Genomic DNA, 22,382 nt, shown 5'->3' with positions numbered 1-22,382 from the left:
CCTCATCCCTTTTCCTGAACCCCTCTTTCTGAAACGCGGACGACCGGACGCATCGAGGCCATAGGGTTGTGCTGAACATGGGCTTCAACGGGGCGAAAAAGCCAAAACGAGCCACCCGCGGCGGGATCATCGCCGCGCTGGACGTCGGCTCGACCAAGGTGTGCTGCCTCATCGCCCGCGTCGAGGATGCGGGGGCCGTGCGCATCGTGGGGATCGGCCACCAGATCGCCACGGGGGTTCGCGCCGGCGCCATCATCGACATGGAGGCGGCGGAGACCTCCATCGGCGCCGCCGTCCACGCCGCCGAGCAGATGGCCAACGAGACGATCCGCGACGTGATCGTCAACGTGTCGTCCCCGATCTCCCACGGTTTCAACGCCGAGGTCCCCGTTTCCGGCCAGGAGGTGACGGAGAGCGACGTCCGCCGCGCACTGGCCCACGCCCGCAGCCTGCAGGTCGGCCCGGACCAGGCGCTGGTCCACGCGATCCCCGTCGGCTTCGCGCTCGACGGCAGCCGCGGCATCCGCGATCCCAAGGGCATGTACGGCGAGCGGCTGGGCGTCCAGGCCCACGTCATCACCTCGCCCGCCGGGGCCGTGCGCAACCTGCAAACCTGCGTGGCCCGCTGCCACCTCGACATCGAGGGTCTGGTCGCCAGCCCCTACGCGTCCGGCCTCGCCTGTCTGGTCGATGACGAGATGGAGATGGGCTCGGCCTGCATCGACATGGGCGGCGGCACCACGACGATCTCGGTCTTCTCCGAAGGCACGCTGGTCTGGTCGGACTGCATCCGGCTGGGCGGCAACCACGTCACCAACGACATCGCGCGCGGGCTGACCACGCCGGTCGTCCATGCGGAGCGCATGAAGACGCTGCACGGCAGTGCCATCACCAGCCCCGCCGACGAGCGCGAGATGATCGACGTCCCCCAGGTCGGCGAGGAGGAGCGCCTCGGCGCCAACAACCTGCCGAAATCCTATCTGGTGCGCATCATCCAGCCACGGCTGGAGGAGATCTTCGAGCATGTCCGCTCGCGGCTGGAGCATTCCGGCTACGCGAAGCTGGTCGGCCGGCGCGTCGTCCTGACGGGCGGCGCCAGCCAGCTTCCGGGCATGCGCGAACTGGCGCAGCTGATCCTGGACAAACAGGTCCGCATCGGGCGACCGACGCGGATCACCGGTCTGAACGAGGCGCAAGGCGGTCCGTCCTATTCGACCGCCGCGGGCCTCCTTCTCCACGCCGTGCGCAATCCGGCGGAACTTCCCGTGGCGGGCCATGAGGCTGGCGCCGGCACGGGGTTCTTCGGGCGCGTCGGCCTGTGGCTGCGGGAGAACCTTTGAACCGAACCCAAAAAGGCTCCCGGCACGCCGTGCCATTCCTGCCATACAAATCCACCCCGGAACCAACCGGGCAAGAACCCGCGACGCAAAGCATCGAACCAATCAAAAGGTTGTGGAGGCCATAACATGATCAACGTGACCATCCCCAGCATCGAACCCGAGCTGAAGCCCCGCATCACCGTCTTCGGTGTCGGCGGCGCCGGCGGCAACGCCGTGAACAACATGATCAAGTCCAACCTCGAAGGCGTGGACTTCGTGGTCGGCAACACCGACGCGCAGGCCCTCAAGGGCTCGCTCTGCGAGAAGCGCGTCCAGCTCGGCACCACCATGACCCGCGGCCTGGGCGCCGGCTCCAAGCCGGACGTCGGCCGGGCCTCCGCCGAGGAGCAGCTCGAGGAGATCATCGGTCACCTCGAAGGCGCCAACATGGTGTTCATCACCGCCGGCATGGGCGGCGGCACCGGCACGGGTGCGGCCCCGGTCATCGCCCGCGCGGCCCGCGAGCGCGGCCTGCTGACCGTCGGCGTGGTGACCAAGCCCTTCCATTTCGAGGGCGCGCACCGCATGCGGCTGGCCGAATCCGGCATCGCCGAGCTGCAGCAGTATGTCGACACGCTGATCATCATCCCGAACCAGAACCTGTTCCGCATCGCCAACGAGAAGACGACCTTCGCGGACGCCTTCAAGATGGCCGACGACGTTCTGCATTCCGGCGTGCGCGGCGTGACCGACCTGATGGTGATGCCCGGCCTCATCAACCTGGACTTCGCCGACATCCGCTCGGTGATGACCGAGATGGGCAAGGCGATGATGGGCACCGGCGAGGCCGGCGGCGAGCGCCGCGCCATCGAGGCCGCCGAGGCCGCCATCTCCAACCCGCTGCTCGACGACGTGTCGATGAAGGGTGCCCGCGGCGTCCTCATCAACATCACCGGCGGCTACGACATGACCCTGTTCGAGGTCGACGAGGCGGCGAACCGCGTCCGCGACGAGGTCGATCCGGACGCCAACATCATCTTCGGCTCGACCTTCGACAGCTCGCTGGACGGCGTGATGCGCGTGTCGGTGGTCGCCACCGGCATCGACGCCGCGGCCATGTCCAACCCGCGCACCCTGCACCCGGTCAACCTGTCGCTGGTCTCCGACCGCAATGGCGGCAACGCCGGCGCCAAGAAGCCCGCCGGCGCGACCGGCCTGACCCAGGCCGCCCCGGCGCCGCTCGCCTCCCCCGGTCAGGTCGCCCCGGCGATCCCCGGCGCCGGTCTGGCCCCGCGCCCGATGGGCGGAGTCGCGCAGCCCCAGGTTCAGCCGCCGCACCCGTCGGAGTTCCAGCAGCACGTTCCGCAGCAGCCGACGCCGCAGCCGGTCCAGCAGCCCATGGACCCGATGGTCCAGCACGCTCCGCAGCATGCTCCCCACCCGCACATGCCGATGAGCCATGACGCCATGCAGCCGGTGGAGTCCGCTCCGGCCCGCAACGTCGCCACCGGCCCGCTGCACAGCGAGCGCCGCGACGGCCACTTCATCGCCCCGAAGGCCGCCGACCCCGGCCCGCGCCAGCCGATGAACGCCCCGCCGATGGCGAGCCACGCCCCCCAGGCGGAGCCGCCGGCCCGCAAGCCGAACTTCCTGTTCGGTCTGGTCACCGGTCTGGCCGGCCGCAAGGCCGACCCGGCGCCGCAGCCGGCCCCGCAGCACCAGCCGCAGCATCACCATCAGCCCCAGCAGCATCATCAGCCGCAGCACCAGCAGCCGGTGATGCCGCAGCCGCCGATGGCCGCCCCGCAACCGCCGATGGCCCAGGCCCCGCGCCCGCAGGCGATGGGCGACGGCACCACCCAGAAGATCGACGAGGAAGCGCTGGACATCCCCGCCTTCCTGCGCCGTCAGGCCAACTGACGCGTCACAGAGGCTGGCCCAATTGATCTGAGGGCAACAGCAACCCGCCGGTCGCCGCCGCCTCTTTCGAAGCGGCATCGGCGGGCATCCACAACCTGTTTGACTTCAACCGCCTCCAGAGCTTCGCAAGAGCGCTCCGGGGGCGGTCTTTTCGTGTCTGGGGGATGCCCGTTTCGCGTCCGGCGACGGTGCTCTACCGCCCTGCAACAAACGGTAACAAAGAGTGATTTGTCCTCCATAGGGGCCAATGATACCTAGCATATGCGGTCATAAGCGCTGCCCCGCCCCCTCCCAACGGAGACCGGCGGCACTTCGCGGACCGGCCGCACAAGACCAAGATTGAAACGGGACAGACACCGTGGCTCAGAATCGCATCAAGACCGAAGGCATGCTGCAGCGTACCCTGGCGAAGCCGGTGCGTTGCTCGGGCGTCGGGCTGCATACGGGCGCGACGGTCACCCTGACGATTTCCCCGGCCGAGCCGAACACCGGCATCGTCTTCCGGCGCACCGATCTCAGCGGCCCCGCCGCGGTGATCCCGGCGCGCTGGGATCATGTCGTCGACACCAAGCTGTGCACGGTCATCGGCAACGCCCACGGCACCACCATCGGCACCATCGAGCATCTGATGTCGGCGCTGGCCGGCTGCGGCGTGGACAACGCCGTGGTCGCGCTGGACAACATCGAGGTGCCGATCATGGACGGCAGCGCCGCCCCCTTCGTGGAGGCCATCGAGCGCGTCGGCACCGTGTCGCAGAACGCGCCGCGCCGGGCCATCCGCATCCTGAAGACGGTCACCGTGACCGAGGGCAACAAGAGCGCCACCTTCACGCCGGACCACACGACGGGCTTCAGCTTCGAGATCGACTTCGCCAGCAAGGCCATCGCCCAGCAGAGCCACGAGGTGGAGCTGGACGCCGAGACCTTCCGCGACGAGATCAGCGCCGCCCGCACCTTCGGCTTCCTGCACGAGGTCGAGGGGCTGCGCAAGATGGGCCTCGCCCGCGGCGGCTCGCTGGACAACGCGGTGGTCATCTCCGGTGACGAGGTGATGAACGAAGGCGGCCTGCGCTTCGACGACGAGTTCGTGCGCCACAAGATCCTGGACGCGGTCGGCGACCTCTATCTGGCCGGCGCGATGTTCGTCGGTCACTTCCACGGCGTCCGGTCCGGCCACGCCCTGAACAACCAGCTCCTGCACGCGCTGTTCGCCGACGCCAGCGCCTGGTGCTACGAAACCCCGCCGAGCACGGCGCTGCCGGGCGCCGTCTGGCACGCGACCGAGCGGCTGGCCGTCGCCTGATACGCGCCTCACAGCGCCGCGTTGCCCCTGCCCTCCCCTTCTGGGGAGGGCATTTTCGTTTTGCGCACCCCCCTCCCCTCTCGGATTCGCGCGAAGCGAGTCGCGCGCGCACTCCCCTCCCCTTCCGGGAGTGGAAGGACATGATTTCTGCGCCGTTTTCCCCGAAATTGCAGAGATATTGAATTATATCAATATTTTATACGGTGTTTTTGAGACTTCGTCTGAGCTGACGCCGTCGAAGTCCCCTCTCCTGCCTCGGGAGAGGGGAAATGAAACAATTCACTGCTCCGCGGCGTAGGCGCCGAAACGGGTGTCTTCCTTCAGGATGTGCTGGCCCAGCCAGTCGGCGCAGAATTCGAACACCGCGTCGCCCGTGATGGTGTCGCGCTGGGCGTGGAAGCGCTCGCGGTAGGATTCCACATTGCGCGTCAGGGTGTCGTGCAAGGCCTTGTGCGCGGCGAAGGTCGGGTAATTGGCCTGCGCCATGTGCGCTTCTTCGCGTGCGAAATGATCCTTGGTGTAGTGGATCAGTTCGTCGAGGATCGCTTCGACGACGTCAGGAGAGGCGCGGTTTTCGTCCGCACCCAGCTTGTTGACGATGTCCACGAGAACGCGGTGGTCGTCATCGAGTTCTTCGATGCCGACGCTCATCCAGCGCGACCATTGAATGGAGTCCATAGCGATCCCCCGTCTCATTCTTCTTATGGTGCTTGACCCTTTATGGAACTGGCGGCGAGGGGCGTCAACGCGGCACACAGCCGCGCCGACCCTCCCTTTCAGCCCCGGTCAGCCGGCGATCAGCTCGGCCCACTCCTGCTCGCTGAGGATGGTCACGCCCAGGTCGCGCGCCTTGGCGGCCTTGCTGCCCGCGTCCGCCCCGCAGATGACGTAGTCGGTCTTGGCCGAGACCGAGCCGGCGACCTTGGCGCCCAGCGACTCCGCGCGGGTCTTGGCCTCGGTGCGGGTCATGGTCTCCAGCGTGCCGGTGAAGACCACCGTCTTGCCGGCGACCGGGGAGCCGCTGGCCGCCTTCGGGCGCTCGGCATCGGCCACCCGCACGCCCGCGGCGCGCAGGTCATCGATGATGGCGCGGTTGCGCTCCTCCTGGAAGAAGCCGGCCAATTCCTCCGCGGCGACCTCGCCCACGTCCGGGATGGCGACCAGCTCGCCCCAGCCGGGACCGGGCTGCGCGGCCACGGCGGCGAGCATCGCCGCCTTCCAGTCGGCCAGCGTGCCGTAGCGTTCGGCCAGAGCCTGGGCGGCGCGGCTGTCCACCTTCTTGATGCCCAGCAGCTTGATGACGCTGTCCAGCCGCAGCGCCTCCTGGCCGGCGTAGAAGTCTAGCTTCGGCAGGTTCTCCGGGTCGGCGAACCAAGCGAGCAAAGCGTCGGCCTTCACCGGGCCGAGGCCGTTGAGGGCGTGCAGATCGCGCCACGCGTCGCCCGGCATGTTGGCGACGGCCCGCTCCATCCCCTCCAGCCAGCCGTCGATCGAGCCGTACTGGCGGGCCAGCGACTTGGCCGTCACCTCGCCGATGTGGCGGATGCCCAGCGCGAAGATGAAGCGGTGCAGATCAATGCGCTCGCGCCGCTGGTTGATGGCGGCGAACAGGTTCTCGACCGACTTCTCCTTCCAGCCCGGACGGCCGAGGATGGCGATCTCGCCCGCCTCCACCCGGCGCTCCAGCGTGAAGATGTCCACGGGGGAGCGGATCAGCCCGTCCTCCCAGAACTCCTCGATGGTCTTCTCGCCCAGCCCTTCGATGTCGAAGGCGTTGCGCGACACGAAATGGCGCAGCCGCTCCTTGGCCTGGGCGGCGCAGATCAGCCCGCCGGTGCAGCGGCGCACCGCCTCGTCCGGCTCGCGCACGGCGAGGCTGCCGCAGACCGGGCAATGGTCGGGGAAGACGTAGGGCACGGCGTCGTCGGGGCGCTGCCCCTCCACCACCCCGACGATCTGCGGAATCACGTCGCCGGCCCGCTGGACGGTCACCAGATCGCCGATGCGGACGTCCTTGCGGGCGATCTCGTCCTCGTTGTGCAGGGTGGCGCGGCTGACCACCACGCCGCCGACGGTGATGTCCTCCAACTCGGCCACCGGGGTCAGGGCGCCGGTGCGGCCGACCTGGATGGTGATGCCCTTCAGCCGGGTCTGCGCCTGCTCGGCCGGGAACTTGTGGGCGATGGCCCAGCGCGGCGCCCGGCTGACGAAGCCCAGCCGCTGCTGAAGCTCCAGGCTGTTGACCTTGTAGACCACCCCGTCGATGTCGAAGGGCAGCGCCGAGCGCTCCTCGCCGATCTTGCGGTAATGGGTCAGCAGGGCCTCGGCGCCGTTGCACAGGTTGGCCGGGCGGTTCAGCGAGAAGCCCCAGCCGCGCAACCGTTCGCGGATGCCCCATTGGGTGTCGGCGATCGGCTCCGACAGCTCGCCCAGCGCGTAGCCGAAGAAGCAGAGCGGGCGCGACGCGGTGATCTTCGAGTCCTTCTGGCGCAGCGACCCGGCGGCGGCGTTGCGCGGGTTGGCGAACAGGTCTTCCCCCCGCTCCGCGTAGGCGCGGTTCATCGCCAGGAAGTCGTCGCGGTTCATGTAGACCTCGCCGCGCACCTCCAGCACCGCGGGATAGGGCGCCTCCAGGGTCTGCGGCACGTCCTTGATGGTGCGGACGTTGGCGGTCACGTCCTCGCCCTCCGTCCCGTCGCCACGGGTGGCGGCCAGGACCAGCCGGCCGTTCTCGTAGCGGAGCGAGCAGGACAGCCCGTCGATCTTCGGTTCGGCCACGAACTCCAGCGGGGCGTCGTCGGACAGGCCGAGAAAGCGGCGGACGCGGGCGACGAACTCGTGCGCCTCCTCCGGCTCGAAGGCGTTGCCGAGCGACAGCATGGGCAGCGCGTGCCGCACCTTGCGGAAGGCCGACGACGGGGCGGCCCCGACACGCAGCGACGGCGAATCGGCCCGGCGCAGCTCCGGATAGCGCGCCTCGATCCCGTTGTTGCGGCGGACCAGCGCATCGTAGGCGGCGTCGGAAATCTCCGGCTTGTCCTGCTGGTGATAGAGCCGGTCGTGGTGGGCGATCTCCTGGGCCAGCGCGGCCAGTTCCGCCTGCGCCTGCTCCACCGTCAGCTCCTCCACGGGGATGCTGCGGAGCGCGGCGGGGGTATCGAACAGGTCGTTCATGGCGGGTCTCTTCGGTGCCTTCTCGTGTGGACGGCGCTGGATCGGCGGGCGCCGCCGGGGGCGCAGCATAGCGCCGCGGGGGCGTGCCGTGGAGTCCGGCCTTGAGCCGGTCTGGCATTCGGCCCCGTCCGCACCAACCTTGAAACCGCCGAGATTGAGCAGACCTAGAAAGCTGCGGGGGCGCGAGGGTTGCGTGTATGATGAGCCGGCGCCCGTGAACGGATGTGCTGTATGACCGAGCCGACCAGCCGTGCGACCGCCGGCAACCTGACTGCAGGCAGCCTGACCATCGACGATCGATTCGTCATCGCCGCGGCGCTTGACCGCATCCTGTACGACGATCCCGACCATTTCGCGACGGAGGACGCGCGCCTGCTGCGCCGCATGATTCCGCGCACCCGCTCCCCCTGGCTGCGGCTGGGCTTCCGCGCGGAAAGCCAGGGACCGTCCATGTCGGGCCGCGCCGCCGGCGTGGGCGACGTGAAGATGGACGGCGACAAGACGGTGGTCGAGGGCGGCGTGGGCGAGTCCCTGGTCTGGCGCTGCGGCCAGTACAAGATCTCCAACCACGGCGACGACCTCGAGATCTGGCAGGTGATGAGCGACGAGTTCGCCGAGGAGCCGAAGGGCGCCCGCCTGGAATACGGCCCTACCGGCGCACCGGAGCGCCTGACCTTCTTCCAGCCCCGCGACCTGGAGTTGCGCATTCCCTTCACGGGCATCGCGGTCGGGCTTCGCCTGGGCGGCTGGCAGCCCTGGAAGCGCGCCGCCTGAGACTGGCATAGGCCTGCGCCCGGTTGTCGCATACCGGAGTATTAAAACGTTCCGACAGAGAATCTCCAGAGGGCAGAGCGGCTCTGGCGCGCCACATCTTTGCGAAATTTTTCAGAGACTTGATCTGTCGCCTTACTTCCTATGACCGCCATCAAGGCGTTGGTGTCTGAAATTATGTTGTTTCCGTGATTTTCTCTTTTTATCTCTCACAATTGGATAAGTTTAATATTTTACAGAGCTGCAATAGAGTGTGAAACCAATCGTTAAAATTGTCATGTCCATGATGCCTGCATGGTGATAGCCGGGCGGCGATCAGCCGGGAGGAGCCCCGGTCCCGCCGCAGTTCAACGCTTGCCAACCAAGAACAAAGAGACCAACACCATGGACAATGGCAATCAAGGCGGCAATCAAGGCGGCAACCAAGGCGGTATTCAGGAACGCCTCTCCTTTCTGCGCATTGGCGGCGAGACGGCACCGCTTCTGAAGGAAGCCTGGAGCATCGCCGAGCCTCACCTGCCCGTCATTCTCAAAGACTTCTACGACCACCTTCTCGCCATTGCCGAACTCCGGAAGATCCTGGATGGAAAATCCGTCGAGCGGTTGAAGGAAGCCCAGGTCAACCACTGGCGATACCTGTTTTCCGGGAGCTTCGACGATGTCTACCTGACGCGCGTGAAGGCAGTGGGTCAGGCGCATTACCGCATCGGCCTGCACCCGCGCTGGTATTTCGGAGCCTACCGGCTGGTCATGGGGCGGCTGGGCGGTCTGATCGGCGAGCGGCACCGCCGCGACGCGCCGCGCGCCATGAAGATCATGGGGGCGGTGGAAACCGCGATCTTCCTCGATCTCGACCTGTCCTTCGACGCCTACAGCACCGCCGTGACGACCATGACCAACCGGATGCTGGTCGAGCTGGCGGAGAATTTCCGGGACACGGTGCAGGGCGCCATCGAGACCGTCGGACAGTCGGCGGCGGCGGTCAACGCGGCGACCGGCGCGGTGCGCGGCATTGCCCAGGACACCGGCGTGCGCACGGAGCATCTGACCGGCGCGGTGTCCGGCACCGCCAGCAACGCCCGGGCCATCGCCGCCGCCGCCGAGGAGTTGACCGCCACCAACCACAGCGTGGTGTCGCGCATGGAAAGCGCCTTCTCCATCGTCAACGAGGCCCAGGCCGCCACCCAGCGCTCCACCGACGCGGTCACCGCGCTGGCCGGGATCGCCGGGCGGATCGGCGGGACGCTGAAGCTGATCAACGCCATCGCCAACCAGACCAACCTTCTGGCTTTGAACGCCACCATCGAAGCGGCCCGCGCCGGCGAGGCCGGGCGCGGCTTTTCCGTGGTGGCGGCGGAGGTGAAGGTGCTCGCCAAGCAGACCGCCGGAGCGACGGAGGACATCACCCGCCTGCTTCAGGAAATCGACGGCGCGACCGGGCGGACCCGCGACGAGATCGCCGGGATCGGCACGGTGGTCGGGGCGCTGCGCGCCCATTCGCAGGACGTGCTGTCCATCATGGGCCAGCAGAACGAGGCGACCCGGGAAATCGCCCAGAACATCCACGAGGCCAGCCAGTCCGCGGAACGCATGTCCGACGAGGCCGGGCACCTCGCCGACGGCGCGCGGTCGGTCATGACGTCGGTCGAGGACGCCTTCCACACCACCGCCCGGCTGACCGGGACGGCGGAGGAGCTGCGTGCCGCGCTGGACAAGTTCCTGTCGCACATGATGTCCCTGCGCGTGGCGGCGTGACCGGACCATCGGCAGGGGGATAGGGGGCGCGGGGATCGGAGGCGGAAATCGGAGACGGCAAGCCGTCGGGGATCAGGAATCGCCCAGGGCGTTCTCGTCCTCGTCGCCGATGAAATCGCCGCCGGCTCCAAGCCCGTCCAGCCCGGCCTGACCTGCGTCGGCGTCCTCGACGTCCTTTTCCCACTGGCCGTTGGGGGTTTCGATGACCTCCCGGGTTTTCGGGGCCAGGGACGCCACCTCGATGCTGAAGACCTCGTCGGGGGCCAGCATGATGTCCTGCCCGTCGGGTCCGTCACCCTCGGCCCCCGGATTCCGTCCGTCCTTGTCGATGCGGCGGTAGACGGGCATTTCCGGCATGGTGTCCCAGATCATGCCGTTGGGCGTGGTCACATACATGTGCTGCGGCAGCACTTGCCCCGGAAGAAAGCGACCCCACAGACGGATGCCGCTGCCTTCCTGCGGCGTGAACCCGAACTCCCGGCACAACAGAATCAGGCTGGACGGCGCGACCTGCGCCGCAGGCTGATCGGGTCCCGGACATTTCCAGATGTCGTTGTTGGTGACCGCCGTCAGCCCATTGGCGACGTTGTCGTCGACCGGGACGTCCTCCACCCCGTAGAGAAGATCGCCCAGCCTGGCGTAGCGTGTGTTGATTTCGACGGCCGTCTCGGGATCGCCGGACAGGGCGAAGACATGGCACGCCATGTCGTGATGGCTGTCGTTCCCGATGAATTTTTCCCTGGGCATCGCTCCTCCTCGATCGGCAGCGGTGCCGCCGGCGCCCGCGAAGGCGCGCACCGGCCGAACACCTCCGGAAAGGACGAAGCGGAGCGGACCTTCGTGAAGAGGCGACCGCCCTCAAACCATGTCGAGCGGATGCAGCGGGTCGGGGTGATGCTCCGCCAGAGCCGCGGCGTGGGCGTAGGCGTCCATCGACGGCACGGCCTCGTACAGCGACGCCGCATGATCCCCATGCGATGGGGCCGCCTCCAACCCCTGCGCGACGAGATGCTGCCACACGGTGTCCTGCCCGTCTGTGGAGTGGGAGAGGGCCGACGCCACGGCGCCCGTCCCGGTGGCGGAGGGGAACCAGGACTTGTCGGCGTCGACGACCAGCGTGCCGTTCCACCACAGGCCGGCCTGCCCCTTGACCACATCCTTCCCGTCGAGCGCGCCCTTGTCGTAGGTGACGTTCGACGCCGTGGGGGCGACGGCGTGGCCGTTGATGGTGACCTTGTTGACGAACAGCGAGCGGTCCTGCCCGTTCACCACGGCGTCGTTGTCGTACTGGACCTGGACCTTGTGCGCCTGATCGGCGGTCAGGTTGGTGGCGAAGGTGAAGTCCTTGGCCGCCGTGCCGGCCAAGCCCTCGCCGACCTTGTGGCCGTCGACCAGCAGGTTGAAGTGGGCGTTCACCCCACCCGCCGCAGCACCGGAGGCGTTGACCGTGATGGTCGTGTTGGCGGGCGCCGTCTGGACTGGGAAATCCTTGGCCGGAGCATCGACCACCAGCGTGCCGCCCCACCACATGGACGACTGGCCCTTGACCACATCCTTGCCATCGAGAGCGCCCTTGTCATAGGTGACGTTGGCGGCGGTCGGGCTGTGGGCGGTGCCGTTGATGGTGACCTTGTTGACGAACAGGTTGCGGTCCTGGCCGTTCACGAAGCCGTCGTTGTCGTACTGGACCTGGACCTTGTGCGCCTGGTCGGCGGTCAGGTTCGTGGTGAAGCTGTAGTCCTTCGCCGCCGAATCCACCGTGGCCTGCCCCACCGTCTTGCCGTCCACCAGCAGCTTGAAATGGGCGTTCACCCCGCCGGCCGGGGCGCCGGAGGCGTTGACGGTGATCGTCGTGGCGCTCTGCGCCGTGGAGACCGGAGCGGACTGGGCGATCTTGGCGAGCAGGGCATCGGTGTCCAGCTCGAAATAGCCGGCGGTGCCCATGGCCTTGCCGGTGCTGCGGGCGAGGTCGAGGAACTCGTCCTGGGTCAGCCGGGTGCCGGTCTGTTCCACCCAGGCCTGCTGCGCTTTCGCCACCGCCGCGGTGACCGCCGGAGCGGCGAAAGAGGAGCCGTTGGCCGTGTAGGTGACGCCCGACAGATTGGTAATCCGCACGTCGGTGCCATCGGCGCAGACGTCGGTCAGGGACGGGCTGCGCTGCGCCCAGGACGGGAAGGCGCCGTCGCCGGTCGAGGCCGACACGCAGATCTGGTTCACGTCGGCCGAGTAGCTGGACACGCTCTGCGACACCCCGCCGTCGCCGCTGTTGCCGGCGGCGGCCACGGTCAGCACGCGCTTGGCGGCCAGAGCGGCCAGCTCGTCGGAGATCGAGGTGGTGGCCGCGGTCGTCTGCGCGCCGCCGCCCAGCGACAGGTTCACCGCCGTGATGTTGTAGGCGTCGGCGTTGGCGACGACCCACTGCAGGGCCTTCTCGATGTTGGCCTCGCTGGCGCCGCTGCCGTCGTCGGGCATGACCTTCAGCGCGATGATGCCGACGTCGGGCGCGTTCTCCAGGATTTCCGCGGTGACCAGGGCGCCGTGCGTGTTCGCGTTGGCGACCATGACGTCGTTGTCGTTTCCGTAGAAGTCATGCTGGTAGACCAGCCGGCCCGTGTTCCAGGCGGAGGACAGGCCACTGTCGATCACGACGACGTTGCCGGCGGAAGCGGAGCTGTTCGACATCTTGCCAACCTTGTTCGTTCTTGGGCGAACGGCGCCCGGTTACCGGACGCGCAGGGCTGGACTATGCGTGTTTTGCTGTGGCCGCCGTATGACCGCTGCGGGCGATTGCTGTGACCTGATACCGTCAAGCCAAGGACTTGGCTTGACGTATTGCGTTCAAACGCCACGCAGGCTTTTCGCGCCAAGCCAAATTCCATCTTGGGCGCGGCGCCCGGTCGGGCGCTCCGGCGAGCGGATGAACAGGGAAAGCCCATTCATCCGCTCGCCGGGATCATGGTACCGCGCTACCCCCGCCCGGCGATCAGGCTGTCGGCGGCGGCGCGGGCCTCGGCGGTGACGGTGGCGCCGGACAGCATGCGGGCGATCTCCTCGCGACGGTCGTCGCCGTCCAGCTCGACCACGCCGGTCGTCACCTGCTCGCCCTTCACCGACTTCTGCACCTTGAGGTGGATGGAGCCGCGGGCGGCGACCTGCGGGCTGTGGGTGACCACGAGCACCTGAAGCCCCTGCCCGAGCGTCTTCAGACGCTCGCCCACCGCGGCGGCGACGGCGCCGCCGATGCCGGTGTCCACCTCGTCGAACACCAGCGTGCCGACGGTCGAGGTCTGGGCCAGCACCACCTTCAGCGCCAGCATGAAGCGCGCCAGCTCACCGCCCGACGCGATCTTGTTCAGCGCGCCGGGAGGCGAGCCGGGGTTGGTGGCGACCTGGAAGGCCACGCGGTCCATGCCCGACGCCGTCCAGTCCGACTCGTCGGCCAGCGGCTCGACCAGCGTGCGGAACTTCGCCTTCTCCAGCTTCAGCGGAGCGAGTTCCGTGGCAACGGCGGCGTCCAGGCGCCCGGCGGCCTGCTGGCGCTCCCGGCTCAGCGACTCGGCGGCCTTGCGGTAGGCGTCACGGGCGACCTCGGCCTCACGGGCGAGGCGGGCCAGCAGATCGCCCTGATCCTCGATCAGCAGCAGCCGGTCGGCCATGTCCTTGCGCAGGGGGGCCAGCGCGTCCACGTCCACCCCGTGCTTGCGGGCGGCGGCGCGCAAGGCGAACAGCCGCTCCTCCAGCTTCTCCAGTGCCTGCGGGTCCATGTCCACGTCGGAAGACACGGCCTGGAGACCGGCAATGGCCTCCCCTGCCTCGGTCGCGGCGCGGTCCAGAGCGGCAATGACCGGATCGAGCTTGCCGGCGGCCTTGTCGGCGATGCGGCTCAGCGTGCGGATGGCCGAGGACAGGGCGCGCTCCACCCCGCGGTCGCCCGACAGCTCCCCATAGGCGGCGTTCAGGGCGTCGACCAGCTTTTCCCGGTGCATCAGCACGGCGCGGGTCTCGGCCAGATCCTCCTCCTCGCCAGCCTTGGGGGCGAGGGCATCCAGCTCGGCCACGGCGTGGCGGAGATACTCCTCCTCCGAGCGGGCGCGGGCGATCTCGGCGGCGGCGTTGGCGCGCGCGTCCTCGACCTGCCTCCACGCCCGGTGGGCGGCGGCGACCTGGGCAGCGTGGCCGGGCAGCCCGGCGTAGGCGTCCAGCACGCCGCGGTGGGTTTGCGGATTCAGCAGGCCGTGGGTGTCGAACTGGCCATGGACCTCGACCAGCTCCTCGCCCAGCCGCTTCAGCAGGCCGACGCCGACCGCCTGATCGTTGACCCAGGCGCGGCTGCGCCCGTCGGCGCTGACGGTGCGGCGGACGACCAGCCGCTCCTCGGGGTCGAGCCCCTGCTCCCTAAGGATGGCGAGCGCCGGGTGGTCGCCGGACAGGTCGAACTCCGCCGTCACCGACGCCTGATCGGCGCCGTGGCGGACGAGGCCCGAATCGGCCCGCGCACCGAGCGCCAATCCCAGCGCGTCGAGCAGGATCGACTTGCCCGCACCGGTCTCGCCGGTGAGGACGCACAGCCCCTTGCGGAAGCCCAGCCCCAGCCGTTCGATCAGGACGACGTCCCGGATCGTCAGCGACGCCAGCATGGATCGTCCTAGAACAGGGAGCTCCAGGCTCTGCTGATCCAGGACTTCTCGTTTCGCTCCGGACGCACGTTGGCGTCCACCAGCAGTGCGTAGCTGTCCGTGTACCATTCGCTGCCGGGGAAGTTGTGGCCGAGCACGGCGGCGGCGGTCTTCGCCTCGTCCGTGATTCCCAGCGCCAGATAGCACTCCACCAACCGGTGCAGCGCCTCAGGGACGTGGGAGGTGGTCTGGTAGTTTTCAATCACCGTGCGGAACCGGCCGATGGCGGCGGTGTACTGACCCTGCTTCAGATAGAAGCGCCCGACCTCCATCTCCTTGCCGGCGAGATGGTCGTTGGTCAGGTCGATCTTGATCTTGGCGTCGCGGGCGTACTGGCTGTCCGGGAAGCGGCGCACGACCTCCGACAGCGCGTCGAGCGCCAGACGGGTCATACGCTGGTCGCGGCGGACGTCGGTGATCTGCTCGTAATAGGACAGCGCCCGCATGTAGTAGGCGTAGGCGACGTCGGGGCTGCCCGGATGAAGCTGGATGTAGCGGTCGAGCGCCAGGATCGCGTCGTCGTACTTCAGATCCTGGTAATGGGCGTAGGCCGCCATGATCTGCGCCTTGCCCGCCCATTCGGAATAGGGGTGCTGGCGCTCCACCTCGTCATAGAGCTTGGCGGCCACCTTGAACCGCTCCTCCCGCATGGCGGCGTCGGCCTCTTGGTAGATCTGCTCGGCCGGACGCTCGACATACTGGTCCTCGGTTTTGGTCGAGGAGCAGGCGGTCAGGGCGGAAGCCAGGAGGAGGGCCGCAAGCGGCAGACGGGAAAAACGGCAGGGCATGGTCGTCGCGATGCTTTCGAAGTTGGCCCTATATAGCACGCCGGGGCGCGGGGGCGGCAAGCCGCTTCGGCGAACAAATTTCGAACCTCGCCGCCATGACGCGGACGGACACCCGGAATGGACGGCGATCAGCCGAACAGCGCGTCGATGTCGGCTTGGCTGATGTTGCCCATCTCCTGATGGTCGGCCGGGCCGTGCAGCTCCAGCGTCTCGTCCATCTTGGTGACGGTGGGCGGCAGCGGCATCGCCTCGAACTCGCGCTTGTTCCAGTGGCTCATCATCGCGTCGACGCGCTCTTCGATGAAGGACAGGGCGCGGACGACCTTGGTGATGCGCTGGCCGGTCAAATCCTGGAAGTTGCAGGCCTCGTAGATGCGGACGATCACGTCGTTCATGTCGTTGACGCGGTCGGCGTGGTAGCCCTCCGGCAGCGACGACTTCAGCTCGTGAACGACCTCCTCCAACTCCTCGGCGCAGGCCATGATGGTGTTGGTCGCGGCCTCCGTCGCCGAGACGACGGCGTTCAGTTCCTGCGACGCCTGCACGAACTTGTCGTCGCCGGCCAGCGGGTGGCGGATCGCCGCCATCTCCACCTTGGTGGCCTTGATGCGGCCCGAGATGTCGGCGATCTCGACCTGGATCTGGTCGATCTGCTGGGCGTCCATGGTCAGGAAGCGGTCGAGCTTCGCGCCGAGGTCGCTGATGGCGCGGATGACGTCGCTGTTGTCCACCGTGACCGGGCCGGACGGCAGCGACGCCAGCGCCGGCGCCAGGGCGGAGGCGTCATCCACCACCGCCTGATAGGGATTGCCGGTCCGGCGGGCCTTTTGAAGCTCCGCCATGAAGGGTTTCGAGAGATTCTTCATGCGGGCTGCGCCTCTTTCCGAAGGGACGTCCGGGGCATCCGCGCACGCCGGCCCGTCTGGTCAGGACTGCCCGCCAAGGCCGGCATCGGCCCGGCGGGCGACGATCGTCATAGCAAACTGCATGTCCCAATTCGCCCGCCGATTGGAGCGGCGGCAACTCTTCACAAATCCGACGCCGGACCGTCTTGTTGACCGTGAGGTCAGCCGAACAGGGCGTCGATGGCCGCCTGATCCAGCGGCGCCGGAGGCTCGTCCGCCGCGGGCGGCGGGGCGGCCGCCGGCTTGGCAGCCGGGGCCGGCTTCGGGGCGGGCTTGGTCGCCGAGGCCGGCTTCGGCACCGGCTTCTTGGCGGCGGGCGCCGGAGCCGGAGCGGGGGCCGGCGGAGCCGCGGCCGGGGCGGGAGCCGGACTATCGAACAGACTGTCGATGTCCGCCTGACTGGCCTTCGCCGGAGCGGCAGGGGCCGGTGCTGGGCTGTCGAACAGGCTGTCGATGTCCGCCTGGCTGGCCTTCGCCGGAGCGGCAGGGGCTGGGGCCGGGCTGTCGAACAGGCTGTCGATGTCGGCCTGGCTCGCCTTGGCTCCGGTCTGGGCCGCGGCCGCCGGAGCGGAGGCGGGAGGCGGAGCGGGCGGCGGTTCGGGAGCCGGCTGCGGTGCCGCCATCGCCGGACTGTCGAACATGCTGTCCACGTCGGCTTGGCTGACGCCGAGGCCGTCGAGCTGGGGACCGTTCAACAGATGGGAGTCCGGCCGGGTGTCCGTGTTCTCAGGCGCGATCTGGAGGCCGGCGAGCTTCTCGACGCCCCAGATGTTGATCATCGCGTTGACCCGCTGCTCGATGTAGCGGAGCGCGTTGACCACCTTGCTGGTGCGCTGGCCGGTCAGGTCCTGGAACGAGCAGGCGGTGAAGATGTTGGTCACCTCCCCCTCGATCTCGGAGCACAGGCCGGGGTCGGCGCCGTCCGCCTTCAGCTTGCCCGACAGGTCCATCAGCCGCTCGGCGGCGTTCAGGATCTCGAAGGACGCGCGTTCGGTGGAGATGACGATGGCGTCCAGCTCGTTGGTGGCCGACGTGATCTTGTCGCCACCGGCGTCGGGCGGACGCAGGGCTGCGACCTCGCGCCGCGCCTGCTCGATGGAGGCAGCCATCTCCATCAGCTCGCGCCGCAGCACCTCGACGTGCTTGGAGGCTTCCACCACCTCGCTCTGCTGATGCCAGGAGCTGCGGAACTCCAGCAGCATCTTGCGCACCTCCTCCGCCGCGGCCCCGTGGGCCCGGCGGTGGAAGCGGCGCAGGAAGGCTCGCCCCTTGGTCGTGCGGGCGATCGCTTCCTCGATCTGGTCGAACTCTTCCTCGGAAAGCTGCGGAAGCTGATCCAACCCAACCACTCCTTACCCGCCGATGACGGCCTGGATCTTCTGCTTCAGGGTATCGGCGTTGAAAGGCTTGACGATGTAGTTGTTCACACCGGCCTGCTTGGCGGCGATCACGTTCTCGGTCTTGCTCTCGGCGGTGACCATGATGAACGGGGTCGAGGCGAGCTTGGCGTCGGCGCGGATCTCCTTGAGGAGCTGCAGGCCGGTCATCGGCTCCATGTTCCAGTCGGAAATGATGAGGCCGAACTTGCTCTCGCGCAGCTTCTGCAGGGCCGAGACGCCGTCGCCGGCCTCGTCGATGTCCGTGTAGCCGATCTGGGTCAGGAGGTTCCGCACGATGCGCCGCATGGTGGCGTAGTCATCGACGACAAGGATCTTCATCTACGCGTCTCCGCATTCTTCCGTTGCTAGGCACCGGCCCGGCGTTCAGCCGCCCGGCGCTGCGTGGCGTGCGCCGGGGTCGGTCTGGTCCGACTGTGATGCCTTAAGTCTGCCGAAAAGTCATCCCTCACGGCCACAGTGACGTACGCCCGTAAATATCGGGTTACCAAGACCGCCGAATTTCCGCCGCTCCCCGAGGCGATGAGGCATCGCTTCAAGGCACGGACGCGCGTCCGGCGACGGTCCGAACGGACATACCCCTGCGTCGGGTGGGGACCTTGCCAGATTTCACAGGCGAACGCACGGGCTGATTCTCGCGCGGCACGCCTTCCAACTGCCGGCAATGCTCCATCCCGGACCATGTCCCTCAGTCGATGATCGGCGAGGTCGCCTGCCTCAACCATTGCCTCACGGCGGCATCCCCCTCGCCCGCGAGCCGCGGCTCCAGCGCCTCGCGCACGTGGGTGTGATAGGCGTTCAGCCACGCGATCTCCGCCTGGGTCAGCAGCGCCGGCTCGACCAGAGTGCGGTCGATGGGGGCCAGGGTCAGCACCTCGAATCCCAGCATGGGCCGCTCCGCCATCGGCAGGTCGAGCGGCTGGACGACGATCAGGTTCTCGATGCGGATGCCGTAGGCGCCGGTCTTGTAGTAGCCGGGCTCGTTGGACAGGATCATGCCGGGCTGCAGCGCCACGCTGTTCGGCACCTTGGAGATCCGCTGCGGCCCCTCGTGCACCGACAGATAGCTGCCCACCCCGTGGCCGGTGCCGTGGTCGTAGTCCAGCCCCAGCGACCACAGCGGCAGGCGGGCCAGCGTGTCGAGCTGCGACCCGGTGGTGCCGCGCGGGAATCGCGCCGTGCTGACGGCGATGTGGCCCTTGAGGACCAGCGTGAAACGCTCGCGCATCTCCGGGGTCGGCGCGCCGATGGCGATGGTGCGCGTCACGTCGGTGGTGCCGTCCTGATACTGGGCGCCGCTGTCCAGCAGGAACAGGCTGCCCGGCTCCAGCCGGCGGTCGGTCGCCTCCGACACCCGGTAATGGACGATGGCACCGTTTGGCCCCGCCCCGGAGATGGTGTCGAAGCTGAGGCCGCGGAAGCGGTCGTTGGCGCGGCGGAAGGCCAGCAGCCGGTCCGCCGCCGCGATCTCCGTCACCGTGCCCGACGGCGCCTCCTGCGACAGCCAATGCAGGAAACGGACGAGTGCCGCGCCGTCGCGGGCGTGGGCGGCGCGAGTGCCGGCCAGCTCCGCCTCGTTCTTGCAGGCCTTGGGCAGGGCGCAGGGGTCGGGGTCGCGCTCCAGCTTGGCGCCGGCCATGTGCAGCCGGTCGAAGATCCAGGCCGAGGTGCCGGCCGGGTCGCCCATCACCTTACGCCCCTCGCGCCCCAGCCCGTCGAGCGCGGCGCCCAGCTCGTCCGGGGCGCGCACGGCGACCTGATTGCCGAGATGGGCCTCGACGCCCGGCGCCAGCTTGCGGCGGTCGATGAACAGGTCCACCTGCGCGTCGTCCTTCAGGATCGCGAAGGACAGCGGCAGCGGCGTGCAGGGCACGTCCGCGCCGCGCAGGTTGAGCAGCCATGCGATGGAGTCGGGCTGGGTCAGCACCACGGCGCCGATGCCGTTGCGCGCCAGATCGCCGGCGATGCGGGCGCGTTTGTCGGCGGCGCTGTCCCCGGCGAAGACGAGGTCCTGGGCGACCACCGGGGCCAGTGGCGGCGGCGGCTGGTCCATCCACACGCGGTCCACCGGGTTATCCGGGCAGGGCACCAGCGACAGGCCGATGCGCTCCAGCTGCTGGCGGGTGCGCTCCACCCAGCCGGCGGTGTGAAGCCACGGATCGTAGCCGAACCGTCCGCCGCGCGGCAGCGCCTCTCCCGCCCACTCGGTCAGCGGGTCGTCGACCAGATGCCGGTATTCGTAGAGGTCGCCCGACACCTCCGTCTGGACCTGGAGGGTGTAACGCCCGTCCACGAAGATGGCGGCGCGCTGCCGTCCCACCACGGCGTGGCCGGCCGATCCGGTGAAGCCGGTCAGCCAGGCGAGGCGCTGGGCGCGCGGCGGCACATACTCGCCCTGATGCTCGTCGCCGCGCGGCACGATGAAGCCGTCGAGGTCGGCGCGCCCCAGGACACCGCGCAGGGCGGCGATGCGGGCGGGGTAATCCGGTGCCTCGGCGACACGGCCATCAGCAAGGTCGGCCTTCAGGGCGCGGAGCTGCCCGGCGAGATCCTCCGGAAGCCGCGCCCCGACCAGGACCATCCATCCGTCAGGGTCCTCCCCCTCCGGCGCGGCGAGCACCCCGGCGACGAGGCTGCGGATGTCCGCGGGGGTGTGGGGCAGGCCCGCTTGAGCCAGGAGCTGCGCCAGGGTTTCGTCGCCGCGGTAAGCGCTGGACACGGGGGCTGATCCTCATCCGGTGAAGCCGTCCGCGACAGGCTAGGCAGGGACGCCCCACCGCGCAAGCGCGGGAAAGGGCATAGCCGCGCGAAGGCCCCGGCGGGACGCCCTACAGCCCCGAATCGTCGGGCAGGCCCAGCCGCTCCAGGACGCGCTTGCGGGCGAGGCCGCGGTCGACGTCGGGCACATGCAACAGGCCGCCGATGCGGCGCAGCAGGTTGGACTCCAGGTCGTTCAGCTCGCCATCGGCGTAGGCGACCTCCCACAGCATCTCGATGATCCACAGCCGCTTGTCCGGCGGGCAGTGGTCGTTGATCACCGTGACGTAGCGGTAGTAGGGCGAGGCGCCCTCCGTGTCGAACACGGCGGCGGACAGAAGGTCCTGCGCCTCCTCCTCGCTCAGGTGGAAGTGGCGGCGGGTGACGTCGAGGATGCGCTCGCGCTCCGCCGGGGAAATGGTGTTGTCGGTGCGTGCGGCCTCGACCAGAAGGGCGGCGGCGGCGGCCTCCAGCCTGTGGCGGTCGTCGCCGGGGTCGTTCTCCTGGAACAGCGCCCTGATCCGGTTCAGCATCGGTCCTCCGCGGGTCGTCCATACATTCGGAAGACATTGGCGGCGGGAGGACCGAAATCCAGGGGCGTCAGCCCTTTACGGCCGTCCGCTTCGGGCGCTTCACCACAAGGGTGGTCCATTCGCCGACCGGGATGCGCGCGACCAGATGCAGGCCCTGGGTGCGGTGCGCCTGGATGACGTGGCGCTCCTGCCGGTTCAGCAGGCCGGCCAGCACGGCGACCCCGCCGCGCTGCAGATGGCGCTTGAGCTTCGGCGCCATGCGGGCCAGCGGACGGGCCAGGATGTTGGCGGTGATCAGGCGGTAGGGCTTGTGCTTGCCCACGATGGCGGTGTGGTAGCCGTCGCCGCCCTGCGAGCGGATGCGGGCCTTCACCCCGTTGAGCGCGGCGTTGACGCGGGTGACGCGCACCGCCTCCGGGTCGATGTCCACGGCGGTGACGGGCACCCGCCAGCGCTTGGTCACCGCCAGCGCCAGGATGCCCGAACCGCAGCCCATGTCGAGCGCCCCGCCCCGCCCGGCGCGCGGCAGGCTCATCCGCCGGGCCAGCCGGTCCAGCGCCATCAGGCAGCCCTTGGTCGAGCCGTGCTCGCCCGTGCCGAAGGCGGTGGCGGCGTCGACCAGCAGCGGGATGCTGCCCGCCGGGACGATGCCCTCATGGTGGGAGCCATGAACGAAGAAGCGCCCGGCCTGGATCGGCGGAAAGCCCTGGTAGCTGTGCGACACCCAGTCGATCAGGGGCAGCTCCTCGACGATCAGCTTGGGCTCGGGGATGCCCATGGCCTCGGCCAGAACGGCGACGCGGGCGTTCAGCCGCGGCTCGTCCGGCTGCCCGTAGACCGTCGCCTCGACCAGCCAGTCGCCGTGCTCCTCCAGCTCGAAGGTGGACACCGCGTCGGCGTGATCGCCAATCGCCTCGGCGAACGCGGGGGCGTGGGCTTCGGGAATGACGAGCGCGATGCGCCAGAGCTTGGAGGAGGACATGGGAAGGTCGCCGATGATGGGGTGGTCGTTGTCTGGTGGGAGACTTAACCACAGAGACGCGGCGACACAAAGATTTCCTGCAGCCGGAACGTCCTGCAACCG

At 68.6% G+C, this 22,382-nt stretch carries 17 protein-coding genes; 5 read left to right on the top strand and 12 right to left on the bottom strand.

The genetic code is table 11. The features are described from left to right. Positions 1-77: 77 nt before the first annotated feature. The 3 genes from ftsA to lpxC all read left to right on the top strand — a co-directional run bounded on the left by ftsA (position 78) and on the right by lpxC (position 4,542). Positions 78-1,340 carry a cell division protein FtsA gene (gene ftsA, locus ACWPN7_RS21635; RefSeq protein WP_038530575.1) on the top strand — a complete coding sequence of 421 codons (1,263 nt, stop codon included), beginning with the start codon at positions 78-80 and terminating at the stop codon, positions 1,338-1,340. A 126-nt stretch (positions 1,341-1,466) separates the two neighbouring features. After that, positions 1,467-3,239 carry a cell division protein FtsZ gene (ftsZ, locus tag ACWPN7_RS21630; protein ID WP_103039216.1) on the top strand — a complete coding sequence of 591 codons (1,773 nt, stop codon included), beginning with the start codon at positions 1,467-1,469 and terminating at the stop codon, positions 3,237-3,239. A gap of 358 nt (positions 3,240-3,597) precedes the next feature. After that, complete coding sequence (gene lpxC / locus ACWPN7_RS21625) at positions 3,598-4,542, top strand: UDP-3-O-acyl-N-acetylglucosamine deacetylase (RefSeq protein WP_051657765.1); 945 nt, start codon at positions 3,598-3,600, stop codon at positions 4,540-4,542. A 279-nt stretch (positions 4,543-4,821) separates the two neighbouring features. On the opposite strand, the gene ACWPN7_RS21620 is transcribed toward lpxC, so the two are convergent. Both ACWPN7_RS21620 and ligA read right to left on the bottom strand, forming a co-directional pair. Continuing rightward, positions 4,822-5,220 carry a bacteriohemerythrin gene (locus tag ACWPN7_RS21620; RefSeq protein WP_038526494.1) on the bottom strand — a complete coding sequence of 133 codons (399 nt, stop codon included), beginning with the start codon at positions 5,218-5,220 and terminating at the stop codon, positions 4,822-4,824. A 108-nt stretch (positions 5,221-5,328) separates the two neighbouring features. Continuing rightward, a complete protein-coding gene (gene ligA, locus ACWPN7_RS21615; protein WP_103039217.1) occupies positions 5,329-7,716 on the bottom strand; it encodes an NAD-dependent DNA ligase LigA in 2,388 nt (795 codons plus the stop codon). 231 nt (positions 7,717-7,947) lie between these two features. Here ligA and ACWPN7_RS21610 point away from each other — a divergent pair, with 231 nt between their 5' ends. Then, on the top strand, positions 7,948-8,490 hold the full coding sequence (locus ACWPN7_RS21610; protein WP_459195934.1) for a hypothetical protein: 543 nt from the start codon (positions 7,948-7,950) through the stop codon (positions 8,488-8,490). 381 nt (positions 8,491-8,871) lie between these two features. Then, complete coding sequence (locus ACWPN7_RS21605; protein ID WP_459195935.1) at positions 8,872-10,242, top strand: protoglobin domain-containing protein; 1,371 nt, start codon at positions 8,872-8,874, stop codon at positions 10,240-10,242. Between the two features lie 72 nt (positions 10,243-10,314). Here ACWPN7_RS21605 and ACWPN7_RS21600 read toward each other — a convergent pair whose 3' ends face one another. The 10 genes from ACWPN7_RS21600 to ACWPN7_RS21555 form a co-directional block, all read right to left on the bottom strand. Beyond that, positions 10,315-10,989: a hypothetical protein gene (locus ACWPN7_RS21600; protein WP_451992633.1), complete on the bottom strand. Its 675-nt coding sequence runs from the start codon at positions 10,987-10,989 to the stop codon at positions 10,315-10,317. Between the two features lie 111 nt (positions 10,990-11,100). Next, positions 11,101-12,924, bottom strand: coding sequence for a carbohydrate-binding domain-containing protein (locus tag ACWPN7_RS21595; RefSeq protein ID WP_459195936.1), 1,824 nt, complete (start codon positions 12,922-12,924; stop codon positions 11,101-11,103). Between the two features lie 284 nt (positions 12,925-13,208). After that, a complete protein-coding gene (gene recN / locus ACWPN7_RS21590; RefSeq protein ID WP_456524230.1) occupies positions 13,209-14,879 on the bottom strand; it encodes a DNA repair protein RecN in 1,671 nt (556 codons plus the stop codon). Positions 14,880-14,887: 8 nt separating this feature from the next. Continuing rightward, on the bottom strand, positions 14,888-15,706 hold the full coding sequence (locus tag ACWPN7_RS21585) for an outer membrane protein assembly factor BamD (RefSeq protein ID WP_103039218.1): 819 nt from the start codon (positions 15,704-15,706) through the stop codon (positions 14,888-14,890). A gap of 128 nt (positions 15,707-15,834) precedes the next feature. Further along, positions 15,835-16,572, bottom strand: a complete 738-nt coding sequence (locus tag ACWPN7_RS21580) for a protein phosphatase CheZ (RefSeq protein ID WP_038526475.1) — start codon at positions 16,570-16,572, stop codon at positions 15,835-15,837. 200 nt (positions 16,573-16,772) lie between these two features. Then, positions 16,773-17,960 (bottom strand): protein phosphatase CheZ, encoded by a 1,188-nt coding sequence (locus ACWPN7_RS21575; protein ID WP_456530112.1) that lies wholly within the window; start codon positions 17,958-17,960, stop codon positions 16,773-16,775. 3 nt (positions 17,961-17,963) lie between these two features. Beyond that, positions 17,964-18,329, bottom strand: a complete 366-nt coding sequence (locus ACWPN7_RS21570) for a chemotaxis response regulator CheY (RefSeq protein ID WP_014241240.1) — start codon at positions 18,327-18,329, stop codon at positions 17,964-17,966. A gap of 367 nt (positions 18,330-18,696) precedes the next feature. Beyond that, on the bottom strand, positions 18,697-20,727 hold the full coding sequence (locus ACWPN7_RS21565) for an aminopeptidase P family protein (protein WP_459195937.1): 2,031 nt from the start codon (positions 20,725-20,727) through the stop codon (positions 18,697-18,699). 109 nt (positions 20,728-20,836) lie between these two features. Next, the gene (locus ACWPN7_RS21560; protein ID WP_038526465.1) at positions 20,837-21,298 is read right to left on the bottom strand and encodes a tellurite resistance TerB family protein; all 462 of its coding nucleotides are present in this window, start codon (positions 21,296-21,298) and stop codon (positions 20,837-20,839) included. A gap of 67 nt (positions 21,299-21,365) precedes the next feature. Then, positions 21,366-22,280, bottom strand: coding sequence for a 50S ribosomal protein L11 methyltransferase (locus tag ACWPN7_RS21555; protein ID WP_038526462.1), 915 nt, complete (start codon positions 22,278-22,280; stop codon positions 21,366-21,368). Positions 22,281-22,382: the final 102 nt, after the last annotated feature.

The organism is Azospirillum sp. UENF 312511, from assembly GCF_058780635.1.
This window is presented reverse-complemented; position numbering and strand designations above follow the sequence as displayed.